This is a genomic window from Methylobacterium sp. Leaf111, assembly GCF_001423285.1.
Classification (GTDB): domain Bacteria; phylum Pseudomonadota; class Alphaproteobacteria; order Rhizobiales; family Beijerinckiaceae; genus Methylobacterium.
In genome coordinates this window covers 27,473-47,447 of the sequence record NZ_LMNE01000009.1, presented here as the reverse complement: position 1 = coordinate 47,447, position 19,975 = coordinate 27,473, and the positions used below count along the sequence as shown (strand labels likewise).

At 72.6% G+C, this 19,975-nt stretch carries 16 protein-coding genes and 2 pseudogenes; 11 read left to right on the top strand and 7 right to left on the bottom strand.

Annotated elements, in window-relative coordinates; genetic code table 11:
• Window positions 1–31 precede the first annotated feature (31 nt).
• The gene (locus ASF41_RS08365) at window positions 32–1,039 is read left to right on the top strand and encodes a hypothetical protein (RefSeq protein ID WP_056492396.1); all 1,008 of its coding nucleotides are present in this window, start codon (window positions 32–34) and stop codon (window positions 1,037–1,039) included.
• Here ASF41_RS08365 and ASF41_RS08360 read toward each other — a convergent pair.
• Together ASF41_RS08360 and ASF41_RS08355 are read right to left on the bottom strand one after the other, a co-directional pair.
• Window positions 1,027–2,244, bottom strand: a complete 1,218-nt coding sequence (locus ASF41_RS08360) for a glycosyltransferase family 4 protein (protein WP_056492342.1) — start codon at window positions 2,242–2,244, stop codon at window positions 1,027–1,029. The genes ASF41_RS08365 and ASF41_RS08360 overlap by 13 nt on opposite strands.
• Window positions 2,244–3,284, bottom strand: coding sequence for a glycosyltransferase family 4 protein (locus tag ASF41_RS08355; RefSeq protein ID WP_056492339.1), 1,041 nt, complete (start codon window positions 3,282–3,284; stop codon window positions 2,244–2,246). Before ASF41_RS08355 ends, ASF41_RS08360 begins: the two co-directional genes overlap by 1 nt.
• A 75-nt stretch (window positions 3,285–3,359) precedes the next feature.
• Between ASF41_RS08355 and ASF41_RS08350 the strand changes: the two genes are divergently transcribed.
• From ASF41_RS08350 to ASF41_RS08320, 7 genes are all read left to right on the top strand, one after another.
• Window positions 3,360–5,414, top strand: a complete 2,055-nt coding sequence (locus ASF41_RS08350) for an HAD-IIB family hydrolase (RefSeq protein WP_056492337.1) — start codon at window positions 3,360–3,362, stop codon at window positions 5,412–5,414.
• On the top strand, window positions 5,404–6,315 hold the full coding sequence (locus tag ASF41_RS08345; RefSeq protein WP_056492335.1) for a glycosyltransferase family 2 protein: 912 nt from the start codon (window positions 5,404–5,406) through the stop codon (window positions 6,313–6,315). Before ASF41_RS08350 ends, ASF41_RS08345 begins: the two co-directional genes overlap by 11 nt.
• 21 nt (window positions 6,316–6,336) lie before the next feature.
• Window positions 6,337–7,488, top strand: coding sequence for a glycosyltransferase (locus ASF41_RS08340; protein ID WP_056492333.1), 1,152 nt, complete (start codon window positions 6,337–6,339; stop codon window positions 7,486–7,488).
• Window positions 7,489–7,534: 46 nt separating this feature from the next.
• Window positions 7,535–8,455, top strand: a complete 921-nt coding sequence (locus ASF41_RS08335; protein ID WP_056492329.1) for a glycosyltransferase family 2 protein — start codon at window positions 7,535–7,537, stop codon at window positions 8,453–8,455.
• Window positions 8,452–9,516 carry a glycosyltransferase gene (locus tag ASF41_RS08330; RefSeq protein WP_056492327.1) on the top strand — a complete coding sequence of 355 codons (1,065 nt, stop codon included), beginning with the start codon at window positions 8,452–8,454 and terminating at the stop codon, window positions 9,514–9,516. Before ASF41_RS08335 ends, ASF41_RS08330 begins: the two co-directional genes overlap by 4 nt.
• 57 nt (window positions 9,517–9,573) lie before the next feature.
• Complete coding sequence (locus ASF41_RS08325) at window positions 9,574–10,257, top strand: class I SAM-dependent methyltransferase (protein ID WP_056277067.1); 684 nt, start codon at window positions 9,574–9,576, stop codon at window positions 10,255–10,257.
• 286 nt (window positions 10,258–10,543) lie between these two features.
• Window positions 10,544–12,097 (top strand): FAD-dependent oxidoreductase, encoded by a 1,554-nt coding sequence (locus ASF41_RS08320; RefSeq protein WP_056492323.1) that lies wholly within the window; start codon window positions 10,544–10,546, stop codon window positions 12,095–12,097.
• A 779-nt stretch (window positions 12,098–12,876) separates the two neighbouring features.
• Here ASF41_RS08320 and ASF41_RS08315 read toward each other — a convergent pair.
• From ASF41_RS08315 to ASF41_RS08305, 3 genes and pseudogenes are all read right to left on the bottom strand, one after another.
• Window positions 12,877–13,401 (bottom strand): annotated as a pseudogene (locus ASF41_RS08315) (outer membrane protein); the annotation flags it as partial.
• A 31-nt stretch (window positions 13,402–13,432) separates the two neighbouring features.
• Window positions 13,433–13,921 (bottom strand): annotated as a pseudogene (locus ASF41_RS26010) (outer membrane protein); the annotation flags it as partial.
• A 627-nt stretch (window positions 13,922–14,548) separates the two neighbouring features.
• On the bottom strand, window positions 14,549–15,280 hold the full coding sequence (locus tag ASF41_RS08305) for an aspartate/glutamate racemase family protein (protein ID WP_056492318.1): 732 nt from the start codon (window positions 15,278–15,280) through the stop codon (window positions 14,549–14,551).
• A gap of 276 nt (window positions 15,281–15,556) precedes the next feature.
• Here ASF41_RS08305 and ASF41_RS08300 point away from each other — a divergent pair, with 276 nt between their 5' ends.
• Together ASF41_RS08300 and ASF41_RS08295 are read left to right on the top strand one after the other, a co-directional pair.
• On the top strand, window positions 15,557–17,236 hold the full coding sequence (locus ASF41_RS08300; protein WP_056492313.1) for a DEAD/DEAH box helicase: 1,680 nt from the start codon (window positions 15,557–15,559) through the stop codon (window positions 17,234–17,236).
• 129 nt (window positions 17,237–17,365) lie between these two features.
• Complete coding sequence (locus ASF41_RS08295) at window positions 17,366–18,436, top strand: diguanylate cyclase (protein WP_056348247.1); 1,071 nt, start codon at window positions 17,366–17,368, stop codon at window positions 18,434–18,436.
• Window positions 18,437–18,457: 21 nt separating this feature from the next.
• Here the strand turns inward: ASF41_RS08295 and ASF41_RS08290 are convergent, their stop codons facing one another.
• Window positions 18,458–18,835 carry an iron-sulfur cluster assembly accessory protein gene (locus ASF41_RS08290; RefSeq protein ID WP_056217716.1) on the bottom strand — a complete coding sequence of 126 codons (378 nt, stop codon included), beginning with the start codon at window positions 18,833–18,835 and terminating at the stop codon, window positions 18,458–18,460.
• 135 nt (window positions 18,836–18,970) lie between these two features.
• Between ASF41_RS08290 and ASF41_RS08285 the strand changes: the two genes are divergently transcribed.
• Window positions 18,971–19,537: a Uma2 family endonuclease gene (locus ASF41_RS08285; RefSeq protein WP_244479594.1), complete on the top strand. Its 567-nt coding sequence runs from the start codon at window positions 18,971–18,973 to the stop codon at window positions 19,535–19,537.
• A 7-nt stretch (window positions 19,538–19,544) separates the two neighbouring features.
• Here ASF41_RS08285 and ASF41_RS08280 read toward each other — a convergent pair whose 3' ends face one another.
• The gene (locus tag ASF41_RS08280) at window positions 19,545–19,925 is read right to left on the bottom strand and encodes an SUF system Fe-S cluster assembly protein (RefSeq protein WP_056217719.1); all 381 of its coding nucleotides are present in this window, start codon (window positions 19,923–19,925) and stop codon (window positions 19,545–19,547) included.
• Between the last annotated feature and the right edge of the window lie 50 nt (window positions 19,926–19,975).

The following is a 19,975-nucleotide window of genomic DNA, read 5'->3' as shown; positions in this document are numbered from 1 at the left end:
CGGCGAGGGACAACGAGGGCCGGGACCGATGATGCGCCGATGCTTCGTCTGCGCGGCCGACATGCTCGGGCCGAGCCGCCGTCACCTCGCCTATCCGAACGGGCGGGTCAGGGCCTTCCCGATCGCCTGCGGCGCCTGCGGCCTCCTGCTGGAGGCGGGGGCCGATCCGGCGGTCTGCCGGGCGCACCTGGCCGAACAGCTCGCCGGCCCGGTCTTCGACCCCGACCCGGACGCGCCCTACGGCCTCGACCTCTACACCCTGCGTAGCGCCGCCACCGGCCACAACCTCGGCGTCCGGCCCTGCGACGCCGCCGGGCATACGGCCCTGCGCCGACCCCACGACCGGCACGCCGCGCGCGGGGAACTCTACGCGCTCGACGGGGCGGCGGGGCGGCCCGTCTCCCTCGGCCTGTTCTGCCGCCCCGCCGCGCTGGAGGCGGTCCTGGCGGGGCTCGCGGTCCATGCGGACTGGACCGACGACGTCGTGATCCTCCTCGATGCCGAGATACGACCGGCCGATGCGGTGCCGGCCGCCGGCTTTCCGCGCGGGACCCTGCGGGTGGGGGCCCGGCCCCTGGGGCAGGATCGCGAGCGGGATCTGGGACAGGACTTCGCCGCCCAGCGCAACGCCCTCCAGGACCTCGCCCGCCATCCCTGGATGCTGCAGCTCGACGCCGACGAGACCCTGGCCGTGGACGCCGGCCGGCGGCTGCCGGCCCTGGCGGCCCTGGCGGAAGCGGGGGACGTCGTCTCGATCGGATTGGCGCGCCGGAACCACGTCGACGGCATCCGCTCGGACGTCTACCCGGACGTCCAGTACCGCCTGAACCGCCGGTCCGTGCGCTATGCCGGCCGCGTGCACGAGCGGCCGGTGCTCGACGGCGGCTGGCCGCGCAGCCTCATCGCCCTGCACGGGGCGATCGAGCACCATCTCGACCGGGCCCACGTCCTGGCGCGCTCCCGGCACTACGAGCGCCTCGCGCCCGGGCACGGGCGACCCGAGGAAGAGGCCGCTTTGCTGCGCCCCTACCGTGACTGAGGCGCGGACGCGCGCCGCTTCGGACAGGTCCGGGCCGCCGCGATGGCCCGGGCGTAGAGGGCGAGCGTCTCGCGCCCCAGGACCGCCCGGGTGAAGCGGCCGGACGCCGCCAGCGCCCGGCTCCGGTAGGCTTCGCGCAGCGCCGGATCGGCCAGCAGCGGGCGCAGGGCCTCCGCCAGGGCCGCACCGGTGGCCTCCCGCGCCAGGGGCCCCGCATCCGGCGCCCCCACGAAGGCGCGGGCGCTGGCATCCTCGGCGCAGGCCACCACCGGCCGGCCATAGGCGAGGGCCTCCTGGTAGACGAGCCCGAAGCTCTCGTAGCGCGAGGGGGCGAGCACCGCGTGGGACGACCCGTAGGCCTGCGCCAGGGCCTCGGCCGGCACCCGGCCGCGGGCGTGGATGCGGGCGCGCGCCGCCTCGGGCAGGTCCCCCGGCAGGTCCTCCGGGGGCACGCCGATCAGGTCCAGGCGGAAGGCGGGACCGGCGCCCCGCTCCGCCGCGTCGGCCAGGATCGCGACCGCGCCGAGGAGCGCGTCGAAGCCCTTGCGCGCCTCCGCCCGGCCCACGAAGAGCAGGCGCACCGGCCCGGCCGCGTCCGGGTAGGCGGCGCCGCGGGCCGCCGCCGTGATCTCCGGCGGAAGGCTGAGGCCGATCACCGCCTCCGGCTGCCGGCCGGACAGGCCGTAGGCCCGGGCGATCACCGCCCCGTGCGCGGCGGTGTTGGCGATGAGCCCGGCGCTGCCCCGGGCCTGGGCGCGCTCCAGGGCGTCGGCGGCCCACCCGTCGAGGCGGTCGCGCAGGGTTTCGGGGGCGTCCCGGGTGAAGGCCGCGGGCGTCGAGCTGCGCGTGACCAGCGGGAGATCCCGGCGCCCGGCCAGCAGGGCGCCGGGGGCGTACCAGTTCGTGGCTTCCGCGACGTCGAAGGGCTGGCGGGCATGGGCCGCCAGGACGGCGCGCCGGAAGGCGAGCGGCGCGGCGAGGTGCCCCGCCGCCCCCCAGCGGCGCAGGCGCGCGAGCCCGCCGCCGGGCGGCAGGGCGAAGCCCGCCACCGTGACGCCGCCGCGGCGCTCGCGCCCCGTCCGGTCGAGGCTGAAGACCGTGACGTCGGCGCCGCCCTCGGCGAGGCTCTCGGCGATCTCGCGGGCCGCCGTCGAGAGGCCGCTCGGGGCCGGCGGGTAGTCCCAGGCGAGGAGGGCGACGCGCATCAGGCGGCCAGCAGGCGGTGGTAGAGGGCGAGGTAGTCGGCCGCCATGCGCGCGGCGGTGAAGCGCGCCTCGAAGCGCCGGCGGATCAGGGCCCGGTCGAGCTGATCGATCCGTGCCAGGGCCGCCACCGCGTCGGCCTCGGAGGCGACGATGAAGCCGGTCACGCCCTCCTCGACGATCTCCGGCACGGAGCCGCGGTTCCAGGCCACCACGGGCGTACCGCAGGCCATCGCCTCGATCATCACCAGGCCGAAGGGCTCCGGCCAGTCGATGGGGAAGAGGAGCGCCCGCGCGCTCCCCAGGAGCTCGGCCTTGCGGGCATCGTCCACGGGGCCGAGATAGACGGCGTCCGCCCCCAGGAGCGGGCGCACCCGGTGCTCGAAATAATCGGGATTGCCGACATCGATCGTGCCGCCGAGGCGGATCGGCAGGCCGGCGGCGCGCGCGACCCGGATCGCGGTGTCCGGCCGCTTCTGGTCGGTCATCCGGCCCACGAAGGCGACGTGCGGGCCGGGCTGCGGGCTCAGGGCGTAGCGGTCCCGCGCGAGGCCGTGATGCACGATCCCGGCCCGGTTCGCCGGCGGGATGCCGGCCGCCTGCGCCGCCGAGATCGCCGCCACCGGCAGGTCGGGGAAGCCCGCGAAGAACAGCGCCCGGTCGAGTTCGTCCACCCGCCAGTGCACCGTCGTGAGGCTGTGGCGCCGGCGCGCGCCGAGGAGCGCCGCATGGGCGAACTCCCCGTGGCCATGCACGATGTCGAACTGGTCCAGCCGGCAGCGCAGCGCTTCCAGCTGCAGGGCGTCCAGGGCTGCCGGGACCCCCGGCGCGACCCGCCCGTGGCGCCGCTCCAGGGCCGCGAGGCTCGGCTGGTCGCCGATGCGCGGCAAGTCTGTCGCACTGTCCGAAGGCGCGAAGAGCGTTACCTCCACACCTAGGTTAACCAGTGCCGTGCTGAGGTCATGTATGACCCTCTCCGTACCGCCGTGGTGCTCAGGGGGAACGGGGAATATGTTGGGGGCGATTTGGGCGACACGAATCACGGTATGTACCTCCCCGGTAACGTTTCTTTGCCTGAATTCTGTTTGTCGGAAGACGCTTGAGCTGCAAGCGGCCTGATGTTTGTCTTGCATGTCGCCCTGCAAGGCTGCCTGCGCGGCGGCGGGGTCGTGTTCGGGCTCACCGCCGATACGGGTGGCCACATCCGCTACCTGCTCGATCTGGTGGCTGCCTCGTCCCAGGATGCCGGGATCGCGCGGATCGTGATCGCGACGCGCCTATTTCACGGCGCGCTCGGCCCGGATTACGCCGTGCCCGAAGAGCGCATCTCCGACAAGGTCACGCTCGTGCGGCTCCCGAGCGCGTCACCGGATTACCGCGTGAAGGAGGCGATGCACGCGGAGGTCGACAGCTTCGCGCGCAACCTCATGGATTGGATCGCGGCGCAGCCTCAGCCGCCCGACCTCATCCACGCCCACTACGCCGATGCCGCTTCGGTGGCGACGCTCATCGAGGATGCCCTCGGCATTCCCTTCGTGTTCACGGCCCATTCCCTCGGGCGGGTCAAGGCCGCGATGCTCGGCCACGGCGCCGAAGCCTGCCCTGATCTCGCCCGCCGCATCGCCGCCGAGGAGGGCGCACTCGCGCGCGCGCGTCTCGTCGTCGCCTCCTCCCGCGACGAGGCGGAGGTGCAGTATGCCGGGTATGCGGCCTACGATCCGGGACGCATCCGCGTCCTGCCGCCGGGCAGCGACCTGGCCCGGTTCGCGGCGGCCGAACCCCTGCCGCGCGTGGACGCCACCATCGACCGCTTCCTGCACGAGCCGGGCAAGCCGGCGCTGCTGGCCCTCGCCCGCCCGGTGGCGCGCAAGAACCTCGGCGCCCTGGTGCGGGCCTACGGCGAGAGCCCCGCCCTGCAGGCGCGGGCCAACCTCGTCCTGATGGCCGGGACCCGCGAGGACATCGACGCCCTCGACGGCGACATGGCCGGCACCATGCGGGAGATCCTGGTGCTGATCGACCGCTACGACCTCTACGGGCGGGTGGCCTACCCCAAGACCCACGGGCCGGAGGACGTTCCGGCCCTCTACGCCTATGCCCGCACGCGGGGCGGCCTCTTCGTCAATCCCGCCCTCAACGAGCCCTTCGGCCTGACCCTCCTGGAGGCCTCGGCCGCGGGCCTGCCGCTGGTGGCCACCGACAGCGGCGGCCCCAACGACATCGTCGAGACCTGCGGCAACGGGCTCCTCGTCGATCCGCGCACCCCCGACGCCATCGCGGCGGCGTGCCTGCGCATCCTGGACGATCCCACCCTTTATGCCCGCTGCGTGGCGGGGGGCGCCCGCGCGGCCGCCGCCTATGACTGGGACCGGCACGCCGCGCGCTACCACGACCTGCTGCGGGCGCTGTGCGTCCCGACCCCGCCGCTGGCGGATGCGCGGCAACTCCTCGTTTGCGACATCGACAACACGCTGGTGGGCTGCGAGGCGGCCCTCGGCATCTTCCGGCGCTGGCGCAGCCGGCAGGCGGGTCTCGCCTTCGGAGTCGCCACCGGCCGCTCGTTCCACAGCGCCATGGCGATCCTGGAGCAGCAGGCCAGCCCGCGCCCGCAGGTGATGATCACCTCGGTGGGATCGGAAATCTACCACCTCGACCCCAACGGCGTGACCTACACGGCCGATGCCGCCTGGCGCGCCACCGTGTCGGCGGGCTGGGACCGGGCGGGCGTGCACGCGGCGCTCTCCGACCTCGACGGCCTGGTGCCCCAGGGGCCCCTGGAGCAGCGCGAGCACAAGCTCAGCTATTTCGGGGATGCGGCGACCGCCCAGAGGGTCCGCGCGGCCCTCGCGCGGGCGGGATTCGCCGCGAACGTGATCCACAGCCACGGCCTCTACCTCGACGTCCTGCCGGAGGCGGCCTCGAAGGGCACGGCGGTGGGCCATGTCCGGGCCCTCTACGGCCTGCCGGAGCGGGCCGTGTTCGTGGCCGGCGATTCGGGCAACGACGTCGAGATGCTGCGCGCCCAGGCGCAGGCGATCATCGTGGCCAACTACTCCGACGATCTTGCCAGCAACGCCGCCCTGCAGCACTCCTACGTGGCCCGGGCCTCGCACGCCCGCGGCATCATCGAGGGCGTCGGCCATTTCCGCCGGATGCTGGCCGATGCCGGCTGATCCGTCCGCCGGGTCCTCCGCCGGACCCTCCGCAGATCCTGGCGCCAGCGTCCTCACCCTGGTGCGCGGCCGGGCCGACCGCCTGCGCAACCTCATGGCCGGGCTGGCGCGTCAGTCCGTGCGCCCGCGCGAACTGGTGATCGCCTGGATGCAGCCGGACCGCGCGCCCGACCTGCCGGATCCGGGCTGTCCCGTGCGCCACCGCCACGTGGCGGGGGAACCGATGCCCCTCGCCGCCGCCCGCAACCGCGCGGCCGAGGCCGCCACGGGCGATCTCCTGATCTTCCTCGACGTGGACTGCATCCCCTCCCCCACCGTCGTGGAGGCCTACCGGCATGCGGCCCGGGAAACCGACGGCCTGTTCCTCGGCGAGGTCCTGTACCTGCCCACGGGGCTGAGCCCGGAGGCGGCCGCCGACGAAGCGGCCCTCGCCCGGCTCGGCCGGGCCCATCCGGCCCGCCCCGCGATCCCGCCGGACGCCTTGCGCCGGGAGGCCGATCCCGGCCAGCTCTGGGGGCTGTCCTTCGCGCTCCCGGCCCGGTCCTGGCGCGCCGTCGGCGGCATGGACGAGGCCTATCGCGGCTATGGCGGCGAGGAGACGGACCTCGCCGCGCGCCTGGCCGCCTCCGGGCTGCCGACCTACTGGGTCGGGGGCGCCCGGGCCTATCACCAGCATCATCCCGTCCACGTGCCGCCGCTGCAGCACTTCGACGCCATCCTGGCCAACGCCGCCCGCTTCCGGACCACGCACGGGCGCTGGTGCATGACCTACTGGCTCGGCCAGTTCCGGGACGCCGGGCTGATCGACTGGGCCGACGACGCCCCCGCGATCCGGGTCCTGCGCCGGCCGGGGGTTCCCGAGATCGCCGCCGCCCTGAAGCCCGACGCCCTATTCTCCTGACGGATCGCGAACCCGACAGCCATGACGAAACCCATTGCGTTCTTCGTCCATCACCAGGGACGGGGCCACGCCAACCGCACGATGGCGGTGGCCGCCGCGTTCGCCCGGGACCGGCCCGTCTCCGTGCTCACCGCGGGCCCGCAGCTCTTCGACGGGTTCTCCCGCGACATCGAGATCGTGCCGCTGCCCGACATGATCGGCGCCGAGGTGCCGACGCCGCGCCTCTACGCGGAGCCGACACCCCAGGTCATGCACTGCGTGCCGCTGGGCCTCACCCCGATGCGCCGGACCATGCGGCGCATCCTCGACCATCTCGACGAGCGCGACGTCGGCCTGTTCGTGGTCGACGTCTCGGCGGAGATCGCGCTGCTGGCGCGCATCGCCAGCGTGCCGGCGGTGCAGATCCGGATGCATGGCGACCGCGCCGACATCGGCCATGTGGGCGCCTACGAGGCCTGCGTCGGCATGCTGGCCCCCTTCGACGCCCGCCTGGAGCAGGACGACTACCCGGCCGCCCTGCGGGCCAAGACCTTCTACAGCGGCGGCCTCTGCACCAGCGTCGACCGGGTGCCGGATCGGGCCGAGGCCCGTGAGCGGCTCGGCCTCGACCCGGACCGCGAGATCGTCGTCGCGGTGACCGGGGGCGGGGGCAGCGGCACGCCCTACGCGCCCCTGACGGTGGCCGCCCGGGCCGCTCCCGAGGCCCTGTGGCTGACCCTGGGGCCGACCCATCGCGAGGGCCACGAGACCGATTTTTCCAACCTGCGCGAACTCGGCTGGGTGTCCTCGGTGACCGACTACCTCGCCGCCGCCGACATCGTGGTGGCCTCCGCCGGCGACAACACCGTCCACGAGGTCGCCCGCGTGGGCGGACGCCTGATCGTGATGCCCGAATGGCGCTATTTCGGCGAGCAGACCCGCAAGGCCGAGGCCCTGGTCCGCCTCGGCGCCGCCGTCCAGGCCCCCGTCTGGCCCGGCGATCTCCAGGGCTGGCGCGACCTCCTCGCCCGGGCCCGCGCCCTCGACACCGCCCCCCTGCGCAGCCTCTACGCGCCGGACGCCGCCGCCCGCGCCGCGGGCTGGCTCGAGGGCCTGACCGACGAACTCTGGCACGGCGCGGCGGAGCCCGTCCCCCTCACGCCCGCCGCCCGCACGGTCGCCGCCGCCGGCTGACCGCCCGCTTCCCCCACGCTCGAACCTCCCGGAGCCAGACCGCCCCATGTCCACCGTTTCCGTCGTGACCCTGGCCAAGGGACGGCCGGCGCACCTGCGCAACGTGCTCCTCGGCCTGGAGCGCCAGACGCAGGTCCCCGCCGAGTTCATCGTGGCGGTGATGCAGGACGCGCCCTACGACCTGCCCGAGGTCGCCTTCCCGGTCCGCCAGATCCGGGTGCCGGGCACCGACTTGCCGCTGGCGGCGGCGCGGAACCGCGGGGTGGCGGCGGCCGGCGGCGACGCCGTCGTCTTCCTCGACGTCGACTGCATCCCGGCCCCCGACCTCGTGGCCGACTACGCGCGCGGCCTCGACGCACTCGACGGCCTGCTGATGGGCGAGGTCCTCCACCTGCCCGAGCGCGCCACCGCGGGGGACTGGACCTGCGAGGACTTCGCGAAGGTCGCCGAGCGCCATTCCGACCGCCGCGGTCCCCCGGCCTCCGGTCTCGAGATCTGCCCGGATTACCGCTGCTTCTGGTCCCTGAACTTCGCCATCCGGCGCGCCACCTTCCTGGCCACGGGCGGCTTCGACGAGCGCTACACCGGCTATGGCGGCGAGGACACGGATTTCGGCAAGGTCCTCGACCAGGCCGGCATCCCCATCGCCTGGATGAAGGGCGGGCTGGCCTATCACCAGTACCACCCCCATCACATGCCGCCGGTCCACCACCTCGACAGCGTGGTGCGCAACGCCCAGCTGTTCGAGGCCAAGTGGGGCTACCGCACGATGGGCCACTGGCTCTACGCCTTCAAGGTGATGGGGCTGATCGACGACACCCCCGACCGGCCGATCCGCATCCTGCGTCGCCCGGAGGCCGGCGACTTCGCGCTCACCGGCCAGCAGAGCCACCAGCCCTACAGCAATTCGGCCTCCGTCATCCGCCACCTCGAGGCCCAGGCGGCCGCCGCGGCGGCGACGGCGTGAGGATCGCGCTCCTCGCCCATCTGCGCCATCCGGTGGCGCGGCCCTTCGCGGGCGGCATGGAAGCCCAGTGCTGGGCGCTGGCCGACGGGTTGACGGCGCGGGGACACGAGGTCGTCCTCTTCGCCGCCGGGGACAGCGACCCGCGCTTCCCCGTCGATCCGGTGATCCCGGTCCACCACGAGCGCAGCTTCCCGGGCCTGGAACATCGGGGCGATGCCGGGCTCAAGGCCCACGTGGATGGCGGATACGCCGCCGCCTGCGACCGGATCGCGGCCGGGGGCTTCGATGTGCTGCACAACAATTCCCTGAGCCGCCTGCCCCTGGAGCGCCGGCGTCTCGCGGAGGTGCCCACCGTCACGTCGCTGCACGTGCCGCCCTACGACGCCCTGCGCTGGTTCGTGGCGGACAGCCTGGTGCCCGGGCACCGGATCACCGTGACCTCGGAGGCCCAGCGCGGAACCTGGTGGCCCGAGGGCGCGCCGCCGGAAGTGTCCGTGCTCCACAACGGCGTCGATCCCGCGGCCTGGCCCTTTCGGGACCGGGGCGACGGCGGCGCCGTCTGGTCCGGGCGCATCGCGCCCATCAAGGGCACGCATTGCGCCGTCGCGGCAGCCCGGCAGGCCGGGCTTCCCCTCACCCTCTTCGGCCCGATCGAGGACCGGGCCTACTGGGAGGCGCAGATCGCCCCGCAGCTCGGCGGGGCGATCCGCTACGGCGGCCATCTCTCCGGCGAGGCCCTGGCGGACGAGATCGGCCGCGCCTCCGTCTTCCTGTTCACGCCCTGCTGGGACGAGCCCTTCGGCCTCGTGGCCATCGAGGCGATGGCCTGCGGCGTGCCGGTGGCGGGCCTTGCCAGGGGGGCGGCCACGGAGGTGGTCGGCGAGGCCGGACATCTCGCGCCGCCGGACGACGGGCCGGCCCTCGCCCGGGCGATCGGCGAGGCCCTCGCGATTCCGCGCACGGTCCCGCACGCGCGGGTCCTGCGCCTGTTCACCCGCGATCGCTGGCTGACGCGCTGCGAGGAGCTCTACGCGCATGCGCACCGCGCCGCCCATGACTGACGTCACCAGACGCATCCGATCCCCGGGCGGGCGCGACCCGCAGCGCGAGCCGACACCATGAGCCGTCCCCCGACGACCCGCCGCGCCCTCCTCGAGGCCCTCTGGCACGGCCGCGATCCCTTCGCGAACCCGCCGGCCACCCTGCGTCCCCTGGACCTCCAGGGCTGGCGCAGCGTCCACCCCTATCTCGACGACGCCGTCAGGGCGTTCCGCCCCGAGGTGGTCGTGGAGATCGGCGCCTGGAAGGGCGCCAGCACCCTGCACCTGGCCAGATCCCTGGCGGCGCACGGCGTCGACGGGACCGTCATCGCGGTCGATACCTGGCTCGGGGCCGTCGACCATTGGGCCGACGCGGACCTGTTCGCCGAACTCGCCACCGAGCACGGCTACCCGAGCCTGTACCGCACCTTCCTGGCCAACGTGCTGCGCGAGGGGCTCGCGGACCGGGTCCTGCCCCTTCCGCTGGACTCGGTGAACGCCGCCGAACTGTTGCGCCTGCGCGGCGTGACCGCGGATGTCATTCATCTCGACGCGGGTCACGAGGAGGCCTCTGTGGCGGCGGATCTCCGGGCCTGGTGGCCGGTCCTGCGCCCGGGCGGCCTCCTCATCGCCGACGATTACGACAGCCTGGGAGGCCGCTTCCCCGGTGTGACCCGCGCGGTCGACGCGTTCTGCGCCGAGGCACGGGTGCAGGGTCCCTGGGCCCAAGGGGGGAAGTGCAAGTTTCTCAAGCCGATCTGAGGCCCCGCCGAGCGGCGTCCGGAAGCGCCGCTCGGCGGGACGCGCCGGTCGGAGACCCGGACAGATCGGCCGGATCGCGTTCGCCCCGATGGCCGCGATCCCCTGGCCGCGATCCCCTGGCCGCGATCTCTTCGCGGGGTCCACGCCCGGTCCGGCCCCGCGCGGCTTGACGGGCGGCGCGCCGGCCGACGCAGCCCAAGCCCGCGATGTCGCACGCTGCAACCGGAACGGGTTCGGCGACTTGTCCGGCCGGGCGCGACGACGCCTGCCAGGAGAGACGCCAGCCATGCCCGGAACCGAGATCCGCCTCGCCCTCGACGCGATCCCGATGGGAGGCATGACGGAGGGCGCGGCCGGGGACGAGAAGGTGCTGTTCGTGCGCGACGCCTCCGGCGTGCGGGCGTTCCAGGCCAAGTGCCCGCATCTCGGGGCGCCGCTCGCCAAGGGCGAGCTCTGCGGCGGACGCCTCTACTGCCCCTGGCACAAGGCCGCCTTCGCGCTGGCCGACGGGAGCCTGGAGGAGCCGCCGGCCCTCGAGTCCCTGACGCGCTACCCCGTCCGCATCGAGGGGTCCGACGCCGTCGCGACCCTGACGCCGGAGCCGGCGCCGATGCAGACGGCGCACACGCCCGTGGCGCGCGTGCTCATCGTGGGCGCGGGCGCGGCGGCCGTCGCCTGCGTGAAGACCCTGCGCCGCGAAGGCTATGACGGCCACATCACCCTGGTCGGCCGCGAGGCCCACCCGCCCTACGACCGGACCAAGCTCTCGAAGCAGTTCCTGGCCAAGCCGACCCCGCCGGAGAAGGTGCTGATCGAGCCCGACTTCGCGCAGGCCAACAGGGTCGAGCGTGTCACCGGGGACGTCACCGGGGTCGATCCCGCCCGGCGCGCCGTCACCCTGGCGGACGGCCGGACCTTGGAGGCCGACGCGATCCTGGTCGCCACCGGGAGCCGGGCGGTGATGCCGGACTTCCCCGGCAAGGACCTCGGCGGGGTCTTCACCCTGCGCAGCCTCGACGACGCGGTCCGGGTGAGCGAGGCGGCAGGCGAGGCCAAATCCGTCGTCGTCGTGGGCGCCGGGTTCATCGGCCTGGAGGCCGCCGCGTTTCTCACCAAGCGCGGGCTGTCCGTCACCGTGCTGGCGCGCGAGGACATCCCCTTCGCCAAGCGCTTCGGCGAGGCGGTGGGCGCGGCGCTGAAGCGGTACCATGCCGGCAACGGCGTCACCTTCGAGACCGGCTCCGTCGCCAGGATCACCGGCACCGACCGCGTCGAAGCGGTCGAGACGGAGGACGGACGATGCCTTCCGGCCGACATCGTCCTCGTCGGCGCGGGCGCCAGGCCGGAGACCGGCCTGATCGGGGGCGTCACCCCCGACGAGGATGGCGGCCTCGCGGTCGGCGGCGACCTCAAGCTCGCGGAGGGCGTCTGGATCGCGGGCGACATCGCCGCGTTCCCGGAGATGGCGAGCGGCGAGACCGCGCGGATCGAGCATTGGCGCCTCGCGCAGCAACACGGCACGCATGTGGCCCATGCCATCCTCGGCCGGGGTGGCGCGTTCGCGGGCGTGCCGTTCTTCTGGAGCAACCAGGGCGACAAGCGGCTCGATTACGGCGGCTATGCCAAGGGTTTCGACCGGATCGTCCTGCAGGGCGACCCCGCCGCCCTCGATTTCATTGCCTACTACGTCACGGGCGACCGGGTGACCGCCGCCTGCAGCATCGGCCGCAACAGGGCCTTCACCGCCTTCCTGCACCTTCTCGGCCTCGGGCGCCTGCCCTCGGCGGCCGAGATCGAGGCCGGGGCGGACCTGCCCGCCCTCGCGACATCGAGCCCCTAGGCGCGGGGCTCCGTCCGCGAGGACGGTGGGTCTGCGCCGTTCTCCAGGACCGCGAAGGGGCGTCAGGACCGCGAAGGGGCGTGTCGCACTTCATGGGGGAGATCGCAGACGGCGAACGGCGGGTCCGGCGCGCGACGGGGCGCCGACGAGACCGAAACTCTTGCCCAGCCGAAGCTCTGGCACAGCCGGAACTCTCGCACACCCGGAACTCTTGCGCAGCCGCACCTGGGCTCGTAGCCCGCGATGGTCCGCCTGGCCGTGCGGAAGGGCGGAAAGCCGCCGAAGCGGCGCTTGGTCGCCGCGATCCGGACCTGTTCGTTTTCGATCCCCGGCTGCAGGTGCGCGATCCCACAGGCGGTGGGGCACCGGCCAAGAGACCGGCGCGCCTGGTGGCGACGGTGGCGGGCGGATGGGGGCTGGCACCATCCGGGCCGATCCGGTCAGGCGCGAGCAGCGGCGGCTCGGCGCTCAGCTTCCGGACGACGCGCTGGGCCGCGCCGCGGTCACGGTGAGCCGTCGGCCGGGAGTCGACACGTCCGGCACTTCGTCCACGTGCCAAGGCTCGCGATGCAGCCAAACGAAAGCGCCCCGAGGATCTCTCCTCGAGGCGCGTGACGACGAAAGCGGCCAGATGATCGGGGCTGGGGACGCTCAGGCCGAACCGAAAAGTCCCNAAACGAAAGCGCCCCGAGGATCTCTCCTCGAGGCGCGTGACGACGAAAGCGGCCAGATGATCGGGGCTGGGGACGCTCAGGCCGAACCGAAAAGTCCCGTCGATCCTAGTAGGAGCCGAACTTGTAGTTCAGGCCGGCGCGGACGACGGCGAACTCGGTGTCGCGCACCTGGCGGCCGCCGCTGACGAGCACGACGCCCGGCGTCCCGAACTTGTAGTTCAGGCCGGCGCGGACGACGGCGAACTCGGTGTCGCGCACCTGGCGGCCGCCGCTGACGAGCACGACGCCCGGGCTGGTGGTGGTGATGACGGTGCCGACGTTGTTGACCGCGAAGGCGCCGTTGTTGCGGTTGCCCTGGTCGAGGTTCACGTACAGACCTTCGATCTTCAGCGTCACGGCCGAAGAGCGGAAGAAGTTCAGGAACGAGTCGGTGGGGAGCGCGTACTCGATACCGCCGCCGGCAGCCCAGCCGGTCTGGAAGTCGTCGCGGCTGGAGTTGGTCAGACCGAAGTCGCGACCGCCGCCCGAACCGTAGGCGAAGCCGCCGGTGCCGTACACGAGGGTGCGGTCGAAGGCGTAGCCGAGGCGACCGCGGACGGTGCCGAAGTAGTCGAGGCCCGAGACGCCGGCTGTCGAACCAGGCCTGGACGCCGCCGGTGCCGTACACGAGGGTGCGGTCGAAGGCGTAGCCGAGGCGACCGCGGACGGTGCCGAAGTAGTCGAGGCCCGAGACGCCGGCCGGGTTGAAGACCTGCTGGGCGGCCAGCGGGCCGGTGGCCGAGAAGCGGTTCCGCTCACGACCGAAGTCGACGTACTGGGCATCGGCCTCGATACCGACGACCACGCCCGAACCCGGGGTGAACTGGTAGTTGTAGCCGATCTGRCCACCGCCGACGAAGCCGTCGTTGCTGCGGCCGTTGCCGAAGGCGATGGCAGCGGTGGTGCCCGGCAGGACCAGGGTGCTGGCGCCGTTCACGCCGATGACGGTCGCCTGGTTGTTGCTGGARGCGTCGAAGCCGTAACCGGCGTTGAAACCGGCGTAGAAGCCGGTCCAGGTGAACACCGGCACCGGCACGAACACCGGGGGGGCCGCGCGGCGCGGAAGGTCGGCGGCGGCGAGCACGGTGGAGGCGAGAAGCAGTCTTTTCATTGGTTTACCTGGTCCTGGTTGGCGAGAGCCGGCGCGCTTGTAGTCCCTGGCCGACGCGAGGTCTGTCGCTTTCCTGCAACAAGGCCACCTATTAGGCCCCCAGATGTCAAAGAAGGGTAAAGGTTAGCGATCGGTCATCCTGACCTTTGCGTGGGGGTGCCATCACGCACATCCACGAGAAACAGGTGATCTTCGGTTTGTGCAAGCCGTGTTGAAATCAAGGCGCGGCTGAACACTTTGTTGAGATGTGCGGGGCCGGCAGAATTCTGCCGAGCGCTGGTCCGTCTCGGCGTTTTCTTGCCTGTCGGATCCCTGCCTGTCGGATCCCTGCCTGTCGGATCCCTGCCTGTCGGATCCCTGCCTATTGGATTCTCGCCTGTCAGATCCTCTCCTCTCGGGCGAGGGGGCGCCGCCGTGGGGGCGAGCCCTGCGCGGACACCGGTGCGCAAGCCTAGCCCGTCGCTCTCGTGCACGAAGATCCGGGAGGCGTTGTCCCGCCCGAACCGCCGAGCCGACGCGCGGCGTGGATGCCTTGCGCCGCAAGCGACATGGGCCTGCAGAACCGGCGCAGGGGCTTTTCCTGCGCCCTGCCCTGTAAGGAATCATCGCCGCATGGCGGAGAGGCCGTCAGTCGCCCGCCAACAGGGCCGTGAGCGCCGGCGACAGGCCGAGGCTCGCGAGGGGCGGAGCCTCGGCCTGTCGCCCGGCCCTTGCCCCGGCCGCGGCGGCCAGGACGGCGCGGGTCCCGGCCTCCACCGAGCAGAGCACCGGCGCCGGGACGGCGGGTTGGATCCGTGCGGCGAGGCCGGCCAGGGCCGCACCGCCGAGGATCACGGCCTCGGCGCCGTCCTCCCGGACGCAGGCGGTGCAGGCCGCCGCCAGGAGGCCGAGGGCCGCCTCCGGGTCGGCGGCGATCTCGCCCCCCGTGGGCGCGACGGTGCGCACGCCGGTGAGGCGCTCGCCGAGGCCCAGGCCGGCCACGAACTCCGTCAGCATCGGTCCCCACAGGACGCCGCCCGTGACGATGGCGAAGCGCCGCCCGCCCGCCTGCGCGGCCCGGCAGGCGGCCTCCGCCATCCCGACCACGGGCACCGGGGAGACCTCGCGCAGGGCGGCGAGGCCAGGATCACCGAAGCAGGCGAGGTAGACCGCATCGCAGCCGGCCCCGTGCGCGGCGAAGGCGTCGAGGGCGGCGTGCCCGGCGATCGCCGCCGCCGCGCGGCTGGCGATGTAGCGGGCCCCGAATCGCCCGGTGGCGGGCACCAGGGTGACGCCGGTCCCGGCGATCGCCCGGACATGGCCGGCCACGAGGTCGGTGACCGACGCGGTGGTGTTCGGGTTGATGAGGAGGATGCGCAAGGGGGTCCGGACCTCGTCCAGGGTGGGGATGGTGCAGACCTGAGCAAGGGCCCGAGCAAGAGCTCGGCCACGGGGGACGCCGGACCACGGGCCTGCGGATAAGCCGTCCTGCTTGGGCTCCCCTCGATTGACAAGGCCGTGCAAGGCCCTAAGTGTCCCCGCAACGCGTGTGCGCGGCGGGTCGAGTGTCGAAGCCGCCCCTGATGCCAGCCGTCGCCGTGTCGATGTCCTCCGCGCCGGTTGGTCCATTCCCGCGCGCAACGGTTCTCATAGAATATGTCTTTTGCCGACCTCGGATTGAGCGACAAAGTCCTCCAGGCCGTCACGGCGGCCGGTTATTCCGAGCCCACGCCGATCCAGGCCCAGGCCATCCCCCACGTGCTCGCGCGCCGCGACGTCCTCGGCATCGCCCAGACCGGCACCGGCAAGACGGCGGCCTTCACGCTGCCGATGCTGACCCTGCTGGAGAACGGCCGTGCCCGGGCGCGCATGCCGCGCACCCTGATCCTGGAGCCCACCCGCGAGCTCGCCGCCCAGGTGGTGGAGAATTTCGACCGCTACGGCATCAACCACAAGCTCAACGTCGCCCTCATCATCGGCGGCGTCTCCTTCGCGGAGCAGGACGCCAAGCTGATGCGCGGCACCGATGTGCTGATCGCGACGCCGGGCCGGCTCCTCGACCATTTCGAGCGCGGCAAGCTGCTGCTCACCGGCGTCGAGCTCCTCGTCATCGACGAGGCCGACCGCATGCTCGACATGGGGTTCATTCCCGACATCGAGCGCATCGTGAAGATGGTGCCCTTCACGCGCCAGACCCTGTTTTTCTCCGCCACCATGCCGCCGGAGATCGAGCGGCTGGCGGACATGTTCCTGCACACCCCGCAGCGGATCGAGGTGGCCCGGCCCGCCTCCACCGCCTCGACCATCGTGCAGAAGCTCGTGGCCACGAGTTCCGAGGGGCACGAGAAGCGCGACCTCCTGCGCCGCCTCATCCGGGGCGAGGCCGAGCTGAACAACGGCATCATCTTCTGCAACCGCAAGCGCGACGTGGCGCTGCTGCAGAAGTCGCTTGCCAGTCACGGCTTCAACGTGGCCGCCCTGCACGGCGACATGGACCAGCGCGCCCGCACCATCGCCCTCGACGCCTTCCGCTCGGGCGAGGTCCCGCTCCTGGTGGCGAGCGACGTGGCGGCCCGCGGCCTCGACATCCCGGCCGTGAGCCACGTCTTCAACTTCGACGTGCCGCATCACCCGGAAGACTACGTGCACCGGATCGGCCGAACCGGCCGCGCCGGTCGCGCCGGGCACGCCTTCACCCTGGTGAGCCGGTCCGACGAGCGCTCGCTCCACGCCATCGAGGCGCTGATCGGCCAGCCGATCCCCTGGGCCGAGGGCGACCTCGCCTCGGTGCCTGAATCCGCCCCCTCCGCGGAGGGCGAGGCGACCCGCACGCGCTACCGCGGCAAGACCGGCCGGCAGGTCCGCGGCGGCGAAGCTCGCCGATCCGAAGGGCGCAAGTCCGAGGCCCGGAATCCCGAGGGCCGGAATCCCGAGGGGCGCGCCGCATCGGCCGGCCGCTCGGAGCCGAGGGCCGAGAGCGCCCGATCCGATGCCAGGCCCGAGGCCGGCGATCGGCCCGAGGCGTCCGTCGAGGAGCGCGCCCCCAAGCGGGAGGGACGCCGGGACGGACGGGGCGGGCGGTCGTCCCGCCGGGGTTCGTCCGAGCGTGCGGCCCCGGAGGCGGAGGTCGCGCAGGACCTTGCCGCCCCCGCAGCCCCGGCCCCGCAGCGGGCGCCCCGTCCCGAGCGCACGGCCGAGCGGTCCGAGCGGTCCCGCGACGAGCGTCGTTCGCCGCGGCGGCGCGGCGACGAAGACGAGGGCGAGACACCCATCGGTCTCGGCTCGCATGTGCCGGCCTTTCTGCTGCGTCCGGCCGTGGTCAAATCTTCGAAGTAACGTGACACCGCCAGTCGTTCATCCTGTCGAACCTTAACCGCATCTCCACCATCGCGTCCGCATGATGCGATCCTGCGGAAACGCTCCGCTCCGGGATCGGGCCGGGTGGATGGGACGGTTGGACGAACGATGGGCGGCAGTCAGGGCGACCGCGAACGGAGCTTTGCGCTGGCCGAGCGTGCCAACGCGCTGATCCGCGATTACGGTCCGTCGGCGGAACCGCGCGCCTACGCCGTCTGGTACGCCTATGTCTCGGGCACGCAGCCGCAGATGAACGACGCGGTGAAGCGCCTCACGGCCGCATCGGGGCGCCTGAGCCACGCGGACATCGACGGCCTCTACGAGAGCTATCTCGATCCCTCCCGCCTCTCGACCGCCACCGAGCGGGCGAGCAGCAGCGTCCTGTCGGAGATCGCGGGCGTGATGGAGGTACTGGACCTCTCCCTTGGCTCCACGGCGCAGTACGACGCGTCGTTGCGGACCCTGGCGCGAGACCTTGACGGGACGGTCCCGACGGCGGCCGGGGTGCACAAGGTGGTGGCCGCCCTCGTGGCGACGACGCGGGAGGTCACGGCCAACAACCGCACCCTGGAGGCGCGGATGCGCGAGAGCCGGCGCGAGATCGAGACCCTGCGGGAGACCCTGGAGGCGACGCGCCTGGAGAGCCTCACCGATCCGCTCACCGGCCTGTCGAACCGCAAGCACTTCGAGGACAGCCTGTGCCGGCTGGTCCAGGGGGCCTCCCCGGCCGCCCCGGCCTGCCTGATCGTCATCGACGTCGATTCGTTCAAGCGCTTCAACGACGTCTACGGCCACATCACGGGCGACCAGGTGCTGCGCCTCGTGGCCATGGTGATGCGCGAGCCCGTGAAGGCCCGCGCGGTCCTCGCCCGCTTCGGCGGCGAGGAATTCGCCATGCTGCTGCCTGCCACGAACCGGGCGGCGGCCTATGCCCTCGCCGAGACGGTGCGGACCAGCGTGATGGCGCGCGAACTGGTGAAGCGGTCCACCGGGGAGTCGCTCGGCAAGATCACGATCTCCCTCGGCGTGGCGATGCACCGCCCGGGCGACACCGCGGTGTCGCTGCTCGAGCGGGCCGACCAGTGCATGTTCAGGGCCAAGCGCGACGGCCGCAACCGGACGGTCGACGACGCCGACATGGACCTGTCGCGCGTCGAGGACCTGTCGAGCGTCGCCTGATCCTGCGTCCGACCCGGCGCCTCAGGCGCCGGCGTGGACCGCCTCGGGGTTCACCGGGGTGATCGCCACGGACTCGCCGCAGCCGCAGGCCGAGGTCTGGTTCGGGTTGTTGAACACGAATTGGGACGAGAGCTTGCTGGTCTGGAAGTCCATCTGCGTCCCGAGCAGGAACAGCAGCGCCTTCGGATCGACGAAGACGGTGACGCCGCGATCCTCGACCTTGTCCTCGCCGGGCTTCTGCCCCTCGGCATATTCCATCGTGTAGGACATGCCGGCGCAGCCGCCGTTCTTCACGCCGACCCGGACGCCCGCGATGGGCTGGTCCGCATCGGCGATGATCGCCTTGATGCGGGCTGCCGCCGCGTCGGTCAGCGACAGGACCTTGAACTTCGATGCCATGATGTCTCTCCGACGGCCGGGTTCAAGGCCCGGGCGGGTGAGGGTGCTTGAACCCGGTTAAGATAAGGATTGCGGAGCCTGCGGTCCATGGCCGGCGGAAGCCGACCTGAACCGCGTTATCCTCGGCGACGGCCGATGGAGGCTTTCATGGCACGAAGGGCGCGGCGCGCGATGAGCGTCGAGGCGTTTGTCGCCTGCCAGCAGCGCCAGGATCGTCTCCACGAACTCGTCGAGGGCGTGCCGGTACCCCCTTGTGAAGATGATGACGGGGGCCAGCGCCCAGCAGGACCGGGGCACCGTCAACATCATCGCCGCCCATCATGGCCAGCTGCGCGCAACGGGATCGCGACCCTGCGCCGTCCGGACGTCACCGTGGAATACGGAGCCCTGATCCTGGACAGCCACGAGAGTCGGACGCCGCGCCTCGTCGAGAAAGTGTTGTCGCCCTCGACGAGCACCCTCGATCGCTTCCGGAAGCTGGAAGAATACAAGCGACATCCGACGATCGCCTACATCCAGCTCGGGGAAACACACTGGCCCAGCGCCACGCTCTATCGGCGCGATGGAGAAACCTGGGATACGCAGGCTTTCGAGACCATGGACGCGGAGGTCGATCTGCCCGCCATCGGTGCGACCCTGTCGTTGGTCGACATCTACGACGGCATGACCTTCGTCGGACTGCGCGAGGCCCCCATCGCCTGACGGTCCGCTACCACATGTCCAGCGCGACGCGGGCCTCGTCGGACATCCGGCTCTGATCCCACGGCGGATCGAACACCATCGTGACGCTGCAGGACTGGACCCCCGGCACGGCGGCCACGGCGGTCTCGACCCAGCCCGGCATCTCGCCGGCCACGGGGCAGCCCGGCGCGGTCAGGGTCATGTCGATGGCGACCTTTCGGTCGTCGGCGATGTCGACCTTGTAGATCAGTCCGAGCTCGTAGATGTCGGCCGGGATCTCCGGATCGTAGACGCTCTTCAGGGCGACCACGATGTCGTCGGTCAGGCGGTCGAGCTCCTCGGGCGGGATCGCCGAGTCGCTCGCGATGGTGGGGGTGTTGGCCCCCCCGGTGATGGCTGAATCGCTCATGGGTCTCTGTCCTGGTCTCGCGATGGCGCGGAGTGGCCGGGCCCCGCTCG